Below are 14372 nucleotides of genomic sequence, written 5' to 3' on the forward strand. Positions count from 1 at the left end.
CGGGGAGTCTTATAAATAATTTGCATAAACACTTGACAAACCCACCGTTTCCTGGATATAATACTGGTCAAGGAGATTTGGCATGGATGCAATCCACCCCCCACAGCAGGATAGGGTCCAGCGGCAGGATGCCGCCGTCCGGCGGGACGGGTCCGACGAGGCCCTGTGTGCCTTGGCAGTCTCGGGCGACCGGGACGCCGAAGAGACTCTGGTTCTCCGGTATAACCGGATGGTGCGTATCTGCGCACGGCCGTATTTCCTGGCGGGAGGGGACAGCGAGGATCTGATCCAGGAGGGTATGCTGGGTTTGATCCACGCCATCCGGGAGTACGACCCCAACCGGTCGGCCGCCTTCCGCACCTATGCCGAGCGCTGCATCCGCAGCCGCCTCATCTCCGCCATCAAGGCAGCGGCACGAGATAAACATACGCCGCTCAATGATGCGATTTCTTTCGAAACCCCACTTTTTGACGGATCTACCATCCATAATGCCTGCGGTACCGACTACCGTCGCCTGGAGAACCCGGAGGATGCTTTCATCTGCCGGGAGGAGCATCAGGAACGCATGCGTGTGCTGAAGGGACAGCTGTCTGGTTTCGAAGCCAAAGTCCTGGCCTGTTATCTTGGCGGTCTTTCCTATGCCGAGATCGCCGCTCAGGTCAAACGGTCCCCCAAGTCGGTGGACAACGCTGTCCAGCGCATCCGGCGCAAAGTGGCACAGCACTATTTTCCCGGCGAAGTCAGCGAAAGCTGAGCGCAATATAACACTGTCCCAGCAAATCTCGGTATCAAAATCCGGACCTGGGCAAACGAGTCAAAGAGAGGGTATTATCATGTACGAAGACAAGACACTTGTATGCAAGGAATGTGGCCAGGAGTTCGTGTTCACCGCCGGTGAGCAGGAGTTCTACGCCGAGCGCGGCTTCCAGAACGAGCCCCAGCGCTGCAAGGCCTGCCGTGACGCCCGCAAGGCCGCTTCCCGCGGTCCCCGCGAGTACTTCACCGCCACCTGCGCTTCCTGCGGCGGCGAGGCCCGGGTGCCCTTCGAGCCCAAGTCCGATCGTCCTGTGTACTGCAGCGACTGCTTCGCCCGTATGCGCGGCGAGCGGTAATCGATCCGATTACCTTTCCATGGCCGCCGGTCCCGTACCGGCGGCCATTTTTTTATGTACGCCAGAGGGCCGTGCCGCCGGCGCGGTGAAAAAGACGGTTGAAAAAAAAGCAGAAATAGGGTATACTACCGACATACTATGATTTGGAGGTCCGACAACATGGCTCAGATTACGAAAGATACCATCATCGGCGATATCCTGGACATTGCCCCCGAGACCGCGCCCATCTTCCTGTCCATCGGCATGCACTGCCTGGGCTGCCCCTCTTCCCGCGGGGAGACGGTGGAGCAGGCCTGCATGGTCCATGGCGTGAACGTGGACGCGCTGCTGGAGGAGCTGAACAAGTCCATCGCCGCGCACTGATTGCAGGATAAAAAAGAAGGGGAGCGGCTGCGGCCGCTCCCTTTTGGGTCTGGGGGAGGTGTGTTTATGAGACCCATTGAGCTCTCGCCCCGCCTGCGGGCGGTGGCAGATCTGGTCCCGGCGGGCACAAAATTTGTGGACGTGGGGACCGACCACGCCTATCTGCCCGTCTATCTCATCCAGCAGGGGGTGTTGGACCGGGCGGTGGTGTCCGACCTGCGGAGCGGTCCCCTGGACCGGGCCCGGCAGACGGCGGCCCATTACGGGCTGACCGAGCGGCTCTCCTTCCGGCTGTGCGACGGCTTGGCCCGGGTGGCGCCGGAGGAGGGGGAGACCATCGCCATCGCCGGCATGGGCGGGGAGACCATCGCGGCCATTCTCAACGCCGCGCCCTGGACCAAGCTGGGCAAGCGGCGGCTCATCCTCCAGCCCATGAGCGCCCTGCCCGATCTGCGGGGCTGGCTGGAGGGGGCCGGCTACGCCATCGTGCGGGAGGTTTTGTGCCAGGAGGGGAAGAACCTCTATACGGTGCTGCTGGCGGAGCCGGGGACCATGCCGCCCCTCACCCCCGCCGAGCGCTGGGTGGGACGGCAGGAGACCGGCAGGGGAGACCCGCTGCGGCCCGCGCTGCTGGAGCGGCAGCGGCGCCGGGTGACCCGCGCCCTGGAGGGCATCGCCCACTCCACCCGTCCGGAGGATATCCCCTGGCGGGCCGAGCTGCAAGCGGTGCTGACCGGACTGGAAGCCATGGAAAAGGAGTTGGAAGTATGACCACAGTCAATGATATTTTTGTGTATCTGGATGAACAGGCCCCGTTTTCTCTTCAGATGAGCTTTGACAACGCGGGCTTTCTGGTGGGCCACCGGAACGCGCCGGTGAAGAAGGTCCTCATCTCGCTGGACATCACCGAGGAGGTGGCCAGGGAGGCGGTGGAGACAGGCGCGGAGCTGATCGTCTCCCATCATCCGGTGATCTTCCATCCGGCCCGTTCGGTGACCGACGCCGACCCGGTGGGACGGACCCTGCTGACGCTGGCGGAGGGCCATGTGGCGGCCATCTGCGCCCATACCAACCTGGACGCGGTGGCAGGCGGCGTCAACGACGCCTTGGCCCGGCAGCTGGGCCTGGTGAAGATTGAGCAGCTCCATCCCGACGGGGTGGACGCTTCGGGCCGGCCCTACGGCATCGGCCGGGTGGGGCTTACCGAAGGGGTGCCGCTCTACGCCCCCGCCTTTGCCGCCAAGGTCAAGGAGCTGCTGGGGGCCAACGGAGTGCGCTATGTGGACGCCGGCCGTCCGGTGCGCCGGGTGGCGGTGGGGGGCGGCGCCTGTGCCGATATGCTCACCGACGCCCTCAAGCTGGGCTGCGACACCTTCGTCACCTCCGACGTGAAGTACAACGGCTTCCTGGACGCCCGGGACTGGGGGATCAACCTCATCGACGCGGGCCACTATCCCACCGAAAACGTGGTCTGCCCGGTGCTGGAGAAGTGGCTCCGGGCCGGCTTCCCTGGCGTGGAGATTGTTCATACCGCCAAGCACTCAGAGGTATTTCAATACCTCTGAGAAGAGTGAAGAGTTGAGAGTGAAGAGTTGAGAGTGAAGAGTTGAGAGATGGAATTCGCCTGCGGCGAATGATTTCAAATCTGTCCGGCGGAGCCGGACGCCGTATCTTCCCTCTCCACTCTCCAATCTTCACTCTAAAATCAAGTATGGTCTTGTCAAGAGCGGGAAAAAGTGATAAACTAGTTGCGCTGTTTTTGCAGATCGTCTTTTTATCAAGGCAGATACATAGGATTTTCAGAAGGGAACGATAGTATGTCTGGACATTCCAAGTGGCATAATATTCAAAAGACCAAGGGCGCGGCGGATGCCAAGCGCTCCCAGCTCTTCACCAAGATTGCCCGCGAGATGATCGTGGCCGTCAAGCAGGGCGGCAGCGGCGACCCGGCCAATAACTCCCGTCTGGCCACCGTGGTGGCCAAGGCCAAGGCGGCCAACATGCCCAACGACAACATCAAGCGCACCATCGAAAAGGCCCTGGGCTCGGGCAGCACCGACAGCTATGAGACCGTGGTCTACGAGGGCTACGGTCCCTCCGGCGTGGCCGTCATCGTGGACGCCCTCACCGACAACCGCCAGCGCACCGCCCCCGAGGTCCGTCACCTGCTGGACAAGTACGGCAAGGGCCTGGGCGCCACCGGCTGCGTGTCCTGGTCCTTTGACCGCAAGGGCGTCATCGTCATGGAGCGGGAGGACCTGGACGAGGACACCGTCATGATGGACGCCCTGGAGGCCGGCGCCGACGATATGCAGGCCGAGGAGGAGACCTTTGAGATCTACACCGACCCCGACGCCTTCGGCGACGTGCTGGCCAAGCTGGAAGAGAAGGGCTATACCTTCCTCCAGGCCGCGGTGGAGATGGTCCCCCAGACCTACGTCAAGCTGGAGGACCCCGAGGACATCAAGAACATGGAAAAGCTCATCGACCTCCTGGAGGAAAACGACGACGTCCAGAACGTCTGGCACAACTGGGACCAGGACTGAGGCCGTAGGGGCGACCCTTGTGGTCGCCCGCCGTATAGTACGCAACCGAAAAGAAGAGGTCAGGACTGCTGTATGGGCAGGGCCTGGCCTCTTTTTCATTCAAAAAAATTTCTCTTCTCAGCCGCCCCGCGCCGGGGCGCTATGACGATAACTATAACCATATCTATATCTATTACTATAACTATATGGCGGCCCATTGTGTACGCAAACGTGCAAAAAACGGGGGTGGACGGCGTATGGTATCAGGAGGTGATACCATGGCACAAAAAAGAAGTTTTTTGCTGTATTTTGATAACTATCCCATCATACAGGGCTTGTCCAATGAGCAGCGCGGGCTGCTGCTGACAGCGCTCTTCCACTACGCCATTGCCGCCATACAGCCGGTTGGAAAGACGATCGAACAAGTAATAGAAACTTTTCCCGCCATGAGTGATGAGACAAAAATGGCGTGCCGCTTCATGTGCGCCAATATCGAACGGGATACACAGCGTTGGCTGAGCCGCCAGCAGGGCTGCGCCCGCAAAAAGGAAGAACAGGGAAGCGGCGCGCTGTCGTCTGAAGGCAAACACCGACAGGTGGAGGAAGTGGAGCGGATGCGCCGCGACATGGCCAAATGGCGGGTGGTGGAATGACCGATGGATGAAAAAAACAGACAACCCCCCGAAAAAGGGATGTTGTCTGTTCTTCTGGTACAAGCAGGCCTGTAAGCCGGGTTCTGTCCTTTAAGACAGCCATCTATCTCGACGCACCGTTGCCGGTACGCTCCAGCCGCCTCCCCGGGACGGTCGGGCCGACCATCTGTCCCTCCACGGCGTTGCTCCGGATAGAGTTTACAGCGACGGACGCTTCCACGCCGTCGGGTGAGCTCTTACCTCACCTTTCCACCTTTTCCGGCCCGGAAACCAGGCCGGTAGTCTATTTCTGTTGCACTTTTCCTAGGGTCGCCCCCGGCGGGTGTTACCCGTTATCCTTGCCCTGCGGAGCCCGGACTTTCCTCACCCAAAGGCCGTTGGGCCAGTGGGCGCGGCTGTCCAGCCTACTTGCAGAGGGTATTATACCTGATTTTTGCGCTTGTGTCAAATGGCGCGTGGGAATGATTGAAATCTCCCCTGGGGCGCGGTATAATAAATCCTGTATGACTATCTCAGTCTGAAAAGACGGGAAGGAGCAGATGTTATGGACTCCATGATACAACAATATTTGGATGACCTCCACGGCAAGCGTGTGGCCGTCATCGGCATCGGCGTCTCCAATACGCCCCTCATCCAGCTGCTGGTCCGGGCGGGGATCGACGTCACCGCCTGTGATAAACGGCCCCGGGAGGCCTTCGGCGGCCAGACCGAGGCCCTGGAGAGCCTGGGCGTCACCCTCCGCCTGGGGGAGGACTACCTGGACGGGCTGGATCAGGACGTCATCTTCCGCACCCCCGGGATGCGGCCCGACGTGCCACAGCTGCTGGCGGCCCGTGACCGGGGCGCGGTCATCACCTCCGAGATGGAGGTTTTCTTCCAGGTCTGTCCTTGCCGGACCATCGCCGTCACCGGCAGCGACGGCAAGACCACCACCACCACCATCATCGCCGAACTCCTCAAGGCGGCGGGCTACACCACCTATGTGGGGGGCAACATCGGCCGGCCCCTCCTCTCCGACGTGGAGGGCATGGAGGGGGACGACATCGCCGTGTTGGAGCTCTCCTCCTTCCAGCTCATGACCATGGACCAGAGCCCCGACATCGCAGTGGTCACCAACCTGGCCCCCAACCATCTGGACGTACACCGGGACATGGCGGAGTACGTGGCCGCCAAGGAAAATATCTACCTCCATCAGAGCGAGGAGGGCCTGGTGGTCCTCAACGCCGACAACGAGATCACCCGCTCCTTTGCCCCCAAGGCCAAGGGGCAGGTCACCCTGTTCAGCCGCCGGCAGGAGCTGGAGAAGGGCGTTTTTGTGCGGAATGGGACCATCTGGGTGGCCGACGAGAAGGGGAGACGGCCGGTGCTGGCCCTGGACGGGATTCTGCTCCCCGGCGTCCACAACGTGGAGAATTATATGGCGGCCATCGGCGCCCTCAACGGCATCGTGCCCGACGAAGTCATCCGGACATTCGCCGCCAAATTCCAGGGGGTGGAGCACCGCATCGAGCTGGTGCGCACCCTGGACGGGGTGCGGTACTATAACGACTCCATCGCCTCCAGCCCCTCCCGGACGGCGGCGGGCCTGCGGTGCTTTGCCGAAAAGGTCATCCTCATCGCCGGCGGCTACGATAAGCACATCCCCTTTGACCCCCTGGGTCCTGAGATCACCGCCCATGTGAAGAAGCTCTTCCTCACCGGCGCCACCGCCGCCAAGATCCGGGCCGCCGTGGAGCGGACCCCCGACTATACCCCGGGCCATCCGGAGATACTGGAATACAGCGACTTTACCGCCGCCGTCCTGGCCGCCAGCCGGGCCGCCAAGCCGGGGGACGTGGTGATCCTCTCGCCGGCCTGCGCCTCCTTCGACAAGTTCAAGAACTTTGCCGAGCGGGGGGCCGCCTTTAAGAAGATCGTGTATGAATTGGAATCGACAGGGAAGTGAATGAGTTTGGATATGAGAAACGCGCTGGAGCGGCTGTGCGGTCAGAACGCCCCCTCCGGCTTTGAGGGCCCCGCCGCCGCCGTGGCGGCCCAGCTGCTCTCCCCCCTGGTGGACGAGGTCACCGTGGACCGGATGGGCAACGTCATCGGCCTGCGCCGCTGCGGCAAGCCCAACGCCAAAAAGCTGCTGCTGGACGCCCATCTGGACGAGATCGGCCTGATGGTCACCGGCATCGAGGAGGGCTTCCTCCGCTTCCGCACCATCGGCGGAGTGGACCCCCGGATGCTCCCCGACCGGGAGCTGACCGTTCTCACTGAGCCCCCCATGCTGGGGGTGGTGGCCTGCCTGCCCCCCCACGTGCTCAAGCCGGAGGACGCCGACAAGGCGCTGCCCATCCGGGAGCTCTATGTGGACGTGGGCCTCTCTCAGGAGGAGGCGGAAAAACAAATTCCCATCGGCACCCCCATGGTGTTCCGGGGGAGCTGCTTCCCCCTGGGGAAGCGGGATATGTGCGGCAAGTCCATGGACGACCGGTCCTGCTTTGTCACCCTCCTGCGCTGCGCGGAGCTGCTGAAGGAGAAGAAACTGGATGTGGACCTCTATATCATGGGCTCCACCCGGGAGGAGATCTCGGGCACCGGGGCCCAGTGCGCCACCTTTGCCATCGCCCCCGACTACTGCGTGGCGGTGGACGTGACCCACGGCCGTACGCCCGACGGGCCGGCCGACCGGAGCTGCACGCTGGGCGGCGGCCCCGCCATCGGCGTGGGGCCCAATATGACCCGCTGGATGACCCGGCGGATGATCGAGAAGGCCAAGGAAAACGGCATTCCCTATCAGCTGGAGGTCATGGCGGGACACACCGGCACCAACGGCTGGCATATGCAGATCTGCCGGGAGGGCATCGCCACCTCGGTGGTGAGTCTGCCCCTCAAGTATATGCACAGCCCCATTGAGGTGCTGCGGGTGAAGGATATGGAGCGGGTGGCCCAGCTGCTGGCCGCCTTTGCGGAGCATCTGGGAAAGGAGGCGGGGAGCCTGTGCTGAAGCTGGTGAAAGAACTTTGCGCCCTGCCCGGCGTGTCCAGCTCTGAGGACGCGGTCCGCGCCTTCCTGATGGAGCGGGCGGCGCCCTTTGCCGACGAGATGCGGGTGGACGCCATGGGCAGCCTGATCGTGTTCAAGAGAGGCAAAAAGCCCACGGGGAACAAACTCATGCTGGCCGCCCATATGGACGAGGTGGGGCTTATCATCCGCTCCATCACCGAAGAGGGCTATCTGAAATTCGACGCCATCGGGGGCATCAACCGCCGGGTCCTGCTGGGCAAGGCGGTGGAGATCGGCCCCAACAAGGTCAAGGGCGTCATCGGTCTCAAGGCCTACCACCTGGTCAGCCGGGAGGAGGAAAAGACCGTCCCCAAGCTGGAGACCTTTTATATCGACATCGGCGCGAAAAACAAGGCCAAGGCCGAAAAGCTGGTGTCGGTGGGGGACTGCGGCGTCTTTGTCAGCGACTGCGTGGAGTTCGGCGCGGGGATGCTCAAGGCCAAAGCCCTGGACGACCGCATCGGCTGCGCGGTGATGCTCAAGCTGCTGGAGGAGGAGCTGCCCATGGACTGCACCTTTGTCTTTACGGTGCAGGAGGAGGTGGGCACCCGGGGCGCCTTCGGCGCGGCCTTCTCGGTGACGCCGGAGCTGGCCCTCATCCTGGAGACCACCACCGCCGCCGACCTGCCCGGCGTGGAGGGCCACCAGAAGGTGTGCTCTCCCGGCAAGGGTCCGGTGATCCCCTTTATGGACAACGGCTCGGTGGCTGACCGGGGTCTGTTCGAGCTTCTGCGGGACACCGCCGAGGAAAACGGCATCCCCTGGCAGACCAAGCACTATATCGCCGGCGGCAACGACGCCTCGGCGGTGCAGCGCAGCAAGGCCGGCGTCCGTACCGTCACCCTCTCGGCGGCGGTGCGCTACCTCCACGCCCCCGCCAGCGTGGCCAGCATCCAGGATATGGAGCAGATTTTGAAGCTGACCCGGCACTTCCTCAAGGCCGTGGCGGATCGCGTATAAAGGAGAGACGAACATGGATATTTTGACCACCCTCCAGGCCCTCAACGCCTGCCACGGTCCCGCCGGCGACGAGAGCGGCGTGGCCCAGGTCATCCGCACGCTGGCGGCGCCTTATGCCGACAACATCACCACCGACGCCATGGGCAACCTGATCGTCCACAAAAAGGGCATCGGCCCCAAGGTCATGATCGCCGCCCACATGGACTCCATCGGCTGCATCGCCACCTTCGTGGACGAGAAGGGCTTTATTCGCTTCGGCCGTCTGGGCGGCCTGGACGTGCCCGAGCTGCTGTCCACCCCGGTGCGCTTCAAAAACGGGGTCCACGGCGTCATCCGGGCCGAGGAGCATACCGACCCCAAGGACCTGAAGCTGGACAAGCTCTTCATCGACATCGGCGCCGAGGATGAGGCCGAGGCCAGAGCCCAGGTGCTGCCCGGCGACACCGCCGTCTTTGACACCCCCGTCCAGGGGGTGGGCCGCCGGCTCCTCTCGCCCTATCTGGATAACCGCATCGCCTGCGTGATCCTCCTCATGGTGCTGGAGGAGCTGCGGGACCGGTCCAACGACCTCTACTTTGTCTTTACCGTCCAGGAGGAGCTGGGCCTCCGGGGGGCCCGGCCCGCGGCCTACGCCATCGAGCCGGACTACGCCATCGCCGTGGATGTGACCGACTCGGACGACACCCCCGGCTCCCAGCACGACGGCACCGCCGTCCTGGGCAAGGGAGCCGCCATCAAGGTGATGGACGGCTCGGTTTTGTGCCACCCGTCCATGGTGGCCAAGCTCCGCACCCTGGCCAAAGAGAAGGGCATCGCGGCCCAGACCGACATCATCCGCTCCGGCGGCACCGACGCCGGGGCCATTCACCAGAGCCGGGGCGGCGTGATCACCGGCGGCATCTCGGCGCCCTGCCGCTATATCCACTCCCCCCAGGAGATGGTGGACGCCGGCGACGTGGAGGCCTGTGCCGCCCTGCTGACCGCCTTCGTGCAGAGCAAGCTGGACTAAGCCCAAAAATTAGTGCCCCAATTGGTGAAAAGCCAATATACTTTACAGATTATACAGAAGATTGGAATGGATAAAGCAAAATGCCTTTACAGATAAGCGAGCGAGTAAAAGCCCTGGCCGCCCAGGCCCAGGCCGATTTGAAAGAGCAGTTTGACCGGATTGACGCCATTGCCGAGGAGAACACCCAAAAGGTGCTCTCCGCCTTTCAGAAGCACCGGGTGGCGGAGGCCTATTTTGCCGGCACCACCGGCTACGGCTATGACGACCTGGGCCGGGACAAGCTGGACGAGATCTTTGCCGACATCTTCCACACCGAGGACGCCCTGGTGCGGGTGCAGTTCGTCAACGGCACCCACGCCATCTCCTGCGCCCTCTTCGGGGCCCTGAAGCCGGGGGACACCCTGGTGTCCGCCGTGGGGGCCCCCTACGACACCATGCTGGGGGTCATCGGCGTGGTGGACAAGGGACCCGGTTCCCTCAAAAGCTACGGCGTCAATTATAGGCAAGTGGAACTCCTTGACAATGCGCCAGACCCGGCGGGCCTGGCGGAGGCCGTGAAGGACCCCGCCGTCAAGGCGGTGCTCATCCAGCGCTCCAAGGGCTACTCCACCCGCGCCTCCCTCTCGGTGACGGAGATCGGGGCCCTTTGCCGGGTGGTGAAGGAGCACAACCCCAACGCTGCCATTTTGGTAGACAACTGCTACGGCGAGTTTGTGGAGACCCTGGAGCCCACCCAGGTGGGAGCCGATCTGGTGGTGGGCTCCCTCATCAAGAATCCCGGCGGCGGACTGGCTCCCACCGGCGGCTACATCGCCGGCCGGCGGGACCTGGTGGAGGGGGCCGCCATGCGCCTCACCACCCCCGGCATCGGCAAGGAGTGCGGCTCCACCTTCGGGGCCAACCGGAGTCTCTATCAGGGGCTGTTCCTCGCCCCCCACACCACCGCCCAGGCGGTCAAGACCGCCGTCTTTGCCGCCCGTATCATGGAGCTTTTGGGCTACCGGACCGAGCCCACCGCCCAGATGGAGCGCCATGACATCATCCAGATGATCCACTTTGGCGCGCCCGAGCCTCTGAAGAAGTTCTGCAAGGGCATCCAGTTCGGTGCGCCGGTGGACTCCTTCGTCACCCCAGAGCCCTGGGACATGCCGGGCTATGACTGCCAGGTCATCATGGCGGCGGGCGCGTTCATCCAGGGCGCATCCATCGAGCTTTCCTGCGACGCCCCCATGCGGGAGCCGTACACCGCCTATTTTCAGGGCGGCCTCACCTACGAGAGCGGCAAGGCCGGCGTGATGCTGGCGGTGGAGGAACTTTTGGCCGAAAAGTAAAAACACTTTACAGATAAAAAGGGCATACCAGCCCCCGCCGCCGCATAGGGTGGGCGGGGAGGTGGGCGCCCATGCGGAAGAAGCCCTTTGGGCGGGTCTGGCTGCGGCCTGCCGGACGGCAAAGACCGGTGCCTCTGCCCGGCTGGCTGCCGGCGCTGGCGGGGGTCCTGCTGGCGCTGGGGCTGTTCCTGTGTCTGGACAGCGCGCTGCGGGAGCCGGTGGAGGGTCTGGCGGTCTACCGGTTCACCAATACGGTGCAGGGCATCGTGGAGCAGGCAGTCAGCCAGGCGCTGGACGGTCTGGACGGCGGCGCGCTGGTCTCACTGGAACGGGACGGGCAAAACACGGTAACCGCCCTCCACGCCGACACCCTGCGGATCAACGCCGTCCGGAGCGCGGTACTGGAGGAAATACTCCGTAAAGTTGAAGCGCTTGACAGTACAGAGCTGGGGATTCCCCTGGGGGATCTGACCGGCCTGACGGTGCTGATGGGCCGCGGTCCCTCCATCCCGGTGCGGGTGGTGGGGGGCTGCGGAGTTTCCGCCCAGGCGGTAAGCCAGTTCAGCGGGGCGGGCATCAACCAGACCCTCCACCGGCTGGCGCTGGAGGTGAGCGTCGAGGCCACGCTGCTGCTGCCCGGCGGACAGCGGGCGGTTTCCTTCACCGTCTCCGCGCCCCTGGCCGAGACGGTGGTGGTGGGGCAGGTGCCCGGCCTGGTGACGGGACTCACCCCCGGGCCCTGAGAGAAAGAGAGAATCCTTTGATCTATTACTATATGGATTGGACCTTGGACTATTTGAGGGAGATGCTCCCTTGCGCCCTGCTGGCGGCGGCGGGCTTTTTCGCCCTGCTGCCTGTCCGGAAAAAGCGCCTGGCCCGGCTGGGACTGTTGAGCCGGCGGCGGCGGGAAGGGGCGCTCTTCCTCTTCGTCCTTTTCTGCGGGGGCCTCATGGCCCTGACTTTGTTCCCCGCCGGCTTTTGGGGAACGCTGCTGGACGGCCGTCTGCCGGAGCGGGGCTGGTTTGCCTGGCGGGGCGGCGGGATGGAGCTCCGCCTCACCCTGCTGGAGGACGCGGCCCAGGGAGGCGCGTGGACGCGGTTTCTGCTGCTGGGCAACGCTTTGATGTTTGTGCCCATCGGTTTTTTCCCGGCCCTTTTGTGGCGGCGGGGACGGTGGTGGAAGTCGGCCCTGGCGGCGGGGGGCGCGTCCCTTTTGATAGAGCTTTGGCAGCTGTTCATCGACCGGAGCAGCGACATCAACGATCTGATCCTCAATACCCTGGGCGGACTGCTGGGCTTCTGGCTCTATTGGCTGCTGGCCCGGCTGCTGCCCGACCGGATCGGAAGGTTCCAAGTGGAGGAGCAACATGGACGAGAAACAGGAAATTCTGGCCCTGCGGCGTGAGCTGGAGGAGGCCAACTATCAATATTATGTACTGGACGCCCCCGAGATGAGCGACTACGACTTTGACCACAAGCTCCGCCGCCTGGAGGAGCTGGAGGCAAAGCACCCCGAACTGGCCTCGCCCGATTCTCCCACCCAACGGGTGGGCGGCGCGGTGGCCGACGGCTTCGACGAGGTGACCCATCCGGTGCCCTTGGAGAGCTTGCAGGACGTGTTCTCCCTGGAGGAGCTGGAGGAGTTCGGCCAGCGGGTGGAGGAGGCGCTGCCCGACGGCGTGGCCTATGACGTGGAGCCCAAGGTGGACGGCCTCTCGGTGGCGCTGGAGTATGAAAACGGCGTCTTTGTCCGGGGCGCCACCCGGGGCGACGGCCGGGTGGGAGAGGACGTGACGGAAAATCTGCGCACCGTCCGCGCCATCCCCCTGCGCCTTCCCGAGGCGCTGCCCCGGCTCATCGTCCGGGGGGAGGTCTATATGCCCAAGCAGGTCTTTGAGGCGCTGAACGCGGACCTGGAAGTGCAGGGCAAGCAGCCCTTTGCCAACCCCCGCAACGCCGCCGCCGGGTCTCTCCGGCAGCACGACCCCAAAATCGCCGCCTCCCGCAGGCTGGACATCCAGGTCTTTAATATCCAGCTGGCGGAGGGGAGGACCTTCCAAACCCACACCGAGACCCTGGACTACCTGAAAAGCCAGCGCTTCAAGGTCATCCCTCACACGCTCTGCGCCACCATCGCCCAGGTGGGGGAGCGCATCGCCGCCATCGGCGACGGCCGGGAACAGTATCCCTTTGATATCGACGGCGCGGTGGTGAAGGTCAACGACCTCTCCCAGCGGTCCGTTCTGGGCTCCACCGCCAAATTTCCCCGCTGGGCGGCGGCCTACAAGTATCCGCCGGAGCAAAAGCCCTCCAAGGTGGTGGACATCGTCATCCAGGTGGGACGCACCGGCGTGCTCACCCCCAAGGCGGTGGTGGAGCCGGTCCGTCTGGCGGGCACCACCGTCACCAACGCCACCCTCCACAACCAGGATTTTATCGCGGAAAAGGACATCCGCATCGGCGATACGGTGCTGGTCCAGAAGGCGGGGGAGATCATTCCCGAGATCGTGGCGGTTTTGAAGGAGCAGCGCCCCCAGGGGACGGAGCCCTACCGCTTTCCCGAGACCTGCCCGGTGTGCGGCGCGCCAGTGGCCCGGGACGAGGACGGGGCCCACATCCGCTGCACCGGCGCCGAGTGTCCCGCCCAGCTGCTGCGCCATCTGACCCACTTTGCCAGCCGGGACGCCATGGACATCGAGGGCCTGGGCCCGGCGGTGGTGGAGAGCCTGGTGAACGCGGGACTGGTGAAGGGCCCCGGCGACCTCTACGCCCTGAAGGCCGAGGACGTGGCCAACTTGGAGCGGATGGGCAAAAAGAGCGCGGACAATCTGATGGCCGCCATTGCCCGCTCCAAGGAAAACGATTTGTCCCGGCTGCTCTTTGCTTTCGGCATCCGGCAGGTGGGACAGAAGGCGGGGCAGGTGCTGGCCCGGCAGTTCGGCAGCCTGGACGCCCTGATGGCGGCCGACGCGGAGGCCCTGACGGCGGTGCCCGATATCGGCGGCATCACCGCCCGGAGCATCGTGGACTGGTTCCAGAGCGAGCAGAGCCGCCACCTCATCGAGACCCTGCGGGCGGCGGGGGTGAATTTCGAGAGCCACGCCCAGCCGGTGGGGGACGCCTTGGCGGGCAAGACCTTCGTCCTCACCGGCACGCTGGAGCAGTTCACCCGGGAGGAGGCCAAGGCCATGATCGAGGCCCAGGGGGGCAAGGTGTCCGGGTCTGTCTCCAAAAAGACCGCCTATGTGGTTGCGGGAGAGGCCGCCGGCTCCAAGCTGCGCAAGGCCCAGGAGCTGGGTATCCCGGTGCTCAGCGAGAGCGACCTGCTCACCATGCTGGGAAGATAAGAGAGAAAAGATAAGAGATAG

The 14372-nt window shown here is 63.9% G+C and carries 15 protein-coding genes and 1 other RNA gene; 15 read left to right on the forward strand and 1 reads right to left on the reverse strand.

The window, feature by feature from the left end:
• Window positions 1–82 precede the first annotated feature (82 nt).
• From H7U37_RS00225 to H7U37_RS00255, 7 genes are all read left to right on the forward strand, one after another.
• Window positions 83–754 carry a sigma-70 family RNA polymerase sigma factor gene (locus tag H7U37_RS00225; RefSeq protein WP_204872654.1) on the forward strand — a complete coding sequence of 224 codons (672 nt, stop codon included), beginning with the start codon at window positions 83–85 and terminating at the stop codon, window positions 752–754.
• A 79-nt stretch (window positions 755–833) separates the two neighbouring features.
• Entirely contained in the window at window positions 834–1112 is a 279-nt protein-coding gene (locus H7U37_RS00230) for a zinc-ribbon domain containing protein (protein ID WP_204872655.1), read from the forward strand.
• A gap of 159 nt (window positions 1113–1271) precedes the next feature.
• Window positions 1272–1475, forward strand: a complete 204-nt coding sequence (locus tag H7U37_RS00235; protein WP_204872656.1) for a DUF1858 domain-containing protein — start codon at window positions 1272–1274, stop codon at window positions 1473–1475.
• 66 nt (window positions 1476–1541) lie between these two features.
• Window positions 1542–2246: a tRNA (adenine(22)-N(1))-methyltransferase gene (locus H7U37_RS00240; RefSeq protein WP_204872658.1), complete on the forward strand. Its 705-nt coding sequence runs from the start codon at window positions 1542–1544 to the stop codon at window positions 2244–2246.
• Window positions 2243–3040, forward strand: a complete 798-nt coding sequence (locus H7U37_RS00245; RefSeq protein ID WP_204872660.1) for a Nif3-like dinuclear metal center hexameric protein — start codon at window positions 2243–2245, stop codon at window positions 3038–3040. Before H7U37_RS00240 ends, H7U37_RS00245 begins: the two co-directional genes overlap by 4 nt.
• Before the next feature lie 252 nt (window positions 3041–3292).
• Window positions 3293–4021, forward strand: coding sequence for a YebC/PmpR family DNA-binding transcriptional regulator (locus H7U37_RS00250; protein ID WP_204872661.1), 729 nt, complete (start codon window positions 3293–3295; stop codon window positions 4019–4021).
• A gap of 257 nt (window positions 4022–4278) precedes the next feature.
• Window positions 4279–4653 carry a DUF6291 domain-containing protein gene (locus H7U37_RS00255; RefSeq protein ID WP_204872662.1) on the forward strand — a complete coding sequence of 125 codons (375 nt, stop codon included), beginning with the start codon at window positions 4279–4281 and terminating at the stop codon, window positions 4651–4653.
• 56 nt (window positions 4654–4709) lie between these two features.
• Here H7U37_RS00255 and rnpB read toward each other — a convergent pair.
• Window positions 4710–5064: RNase P RNA component class A (gene rnpB / locus H7U37_RS00260), an RNA gene on the reverse strand.
• A gap of 133 nt (window positions 5065–5197) precedes the next feature.
• Here rnpB and murD point away from each other — a divergent pair.
• The 8 genes from murD (at window position 5198) to ligA (ending at window position 14351) form a co-directional block, all read left to right on the forward strand.
• Entirely contained in the window at window positions 5198–6598 is a 1401-nt protein-coding gene (gene murD / locus H7U37_RS00265) for a UDP-N-acetylmuramoyl-L-alanine--D-glutamate ligase (protein WP_204872663.1), read from the forward strand.
• Window positions 6599–6610: 12 nt separating this feature from the next.
• Entirely contained in the window at window positions 6611–7645 is a 1035-nt protein-coding gene (locus H7U37_RS00270) for a zinc-binding metallopeptidase family protein (protein WP_204872664.1), read from the forward strand.
• Window positions 7639–8664, forward strand: coding sequence for a M42 family metallopeptidase (locus tag H7U37_RS00275; protein WP_204872665.1), 1026 nt, complete (start codon window positions 7639–7641; stop codon window positions 8662–8664). Before H7U37_RS00270 ends, H7U37_RS00275 begins: the two co-directional genes overlap by 7 nt.
• A gap of 13 nt (window positions 8665–8677) precedes the next feature.
• Window positions 8678–9673 (forward strand): M42 family metallopeptidase, encoded by a 996-nt coding sequence (locus tag H7U37_RS00280; RefSeq protein ID WP_204872666.1) that lies wholly within the window; start codon window positions 8678–8680, stop codon window positions 9671–9673.
• An 80-nt stretch (window positions 9674–9753) separates the two neighbouring features.
• Window positions 9754–11004, forward strand: coding sequence for a methionine gamma-lyase family protein (locus H7U37_RS00285; protein WP_204872667.1), 1251 nt, complete (start codon window positions 9754–9756; stop codon window positions 11002–11004).
• A gap of 71 nt (window positions 11005–11075) precedes the next feature.
• Window positions 11076–11747 (forward strand): sporulation protein YunB, encoded by a 672-nt coding sequence (locus H7U37_RS00290; protein ID WP_204872669.1) that lies wholly within the window; start codon window positions 11076–11078, stop codon window positions 11745–11747.
• Between the two features lie 32 nt (window positions 11748–11779).
• On the forward strand, window positions 11780–12409 hold the full coding sequence (locus H7U37_RS00295; protein ID WP_204872671.1) for a VanZ family protein: 630 nt from the start codon (window positions 11780–11782) through the stop codon (window positions 12407–12409).
• The gene (gene ligA / locus H7U37_RS00300) at window positions 12372–14351 is read left to right on the forward strand and encodes an NAD-dependent DNA ligase LigA (protein WP_204872673.1); all 1980 of its coding nucleotides are present in this window, start codon (window positions 12372–12374) and stop codon (window positions 14349–14351) included. Before H7U37_RS00295 ends, ligA begins: the two co-directional genes overlap by 38 nt.
• Window positions 14352–14372: the final 21 nt, after the last annotated feature.

This window comes from Pseudoflavonifractor phocaeensis, assembly GCF_016901735.1.
In the GTDB taxonomy this organism is placed as follows: domain Bacteria; phylum Bacillota; class Clostridia; order Oscillospirales; family Oscillospiraceae; genus Pseudoflavonifractor_A.

Excerpts from the sequence above, each read along its gene's own strand:
- H7U37_RS00225 (WP_204872654.1), top strand. The coding sequence starts at position 83 with ATGGATGCAATCCACCCCCCACAGCAGGATAGGGTCCAGCGGCAGGAT.
- H7U37_RS00230 (WP_204872655.1), top strand. The coding sequence starts at position 834 with ATGTACGAAGACAAGACACTTGTATGCAAGGAATGTGGCCAGGAGTTC.
- H7U37_RS00235 (WP_204872656.1), top strand. The coding sequence starts at position 1,272 with ATGGCTCAGATTACGAAAGATACCATCATCGGCGATATCCTGGACATT.
- H7U37_RS00240 (WP_204872658.1), top strand. The coding sequence starts at position 1,542 with ATGAGACCCATTGAGCTCTCGCCCCGCCTGCGGGCGGTGGCAGATCTG.
- H7U37_RS00245 (WP_204872660.1), top strand. The coding sequence starts at position 2,243 with ATGACCACAGTCAATGATATTTTTGTGTATCTGGATGAACAGGCCCCG.
- H7U37_RS00250 (WP_204872661.1), top strand. The coding sequence starts at position 3,293 with ATGTCTGGACATTCCAAGTGGCATAATATTCAAAAGACCAAGGGCGCG.
- H7U37_RS00255 (WP_204872662.1), top strand. The coding sequence starts at position 4,279 with ATGGCACAAAAAAGAAGTTTTTTGCTGTATTTTGATAACTATCCCATC.
- murD (WP_204872663.1), top strand. The coding sequence starts at position 5,198 with ATGGACTCCATGATACAACAATATTTGGATGACCTCCACGGCAAGCGT.
- H7U37_RS00270 (WP_204872664.1), top strand. The coding sequence starts at position 6,611 with ATGAGAAACGCGCTGGAGCGGCTGTGCGGTCAGAACGCCCCCTCCGGC.
- H7U37_RS00280 (WP_204872666.1), top strand. The coding sequence starts at position 8,678 with ATGGATATTTTGACCACCCTCCAGGCCCTCAACGCCTGCCACGGTCCC.
- H7U37_RS00285 (WP_204872667.1), top strand. The coding sequence starts at position 9,754 with ATGCCTTTACAGATAAGCGAGCGAGTAAAAGCCCTGGCCGCCCAGGCC.
- H7U37_RS00290 (WP_204872669.1), top strand. The coding sequence starts at position 11,076 with ATGCGGAAGAAGCCCTTTGGGCGGGTCTGGCTGCGGCCTGCCGGACGG.
- H7U37_RS00295 (WP_204872671.1), top strand. The coding sequence starts at position 11,780 with ATGGATTGGACCTTGGACTATTTGAGGGAGATGCTCCCTTGCGCCCTG.
- ligA (WP_204872673.1), top strand. The coding sequence starts at position 12,372 with ATGGACGAGAAACAGGAAATTCTGGCCCTGCGGCGTGAGCTGGAGGAG.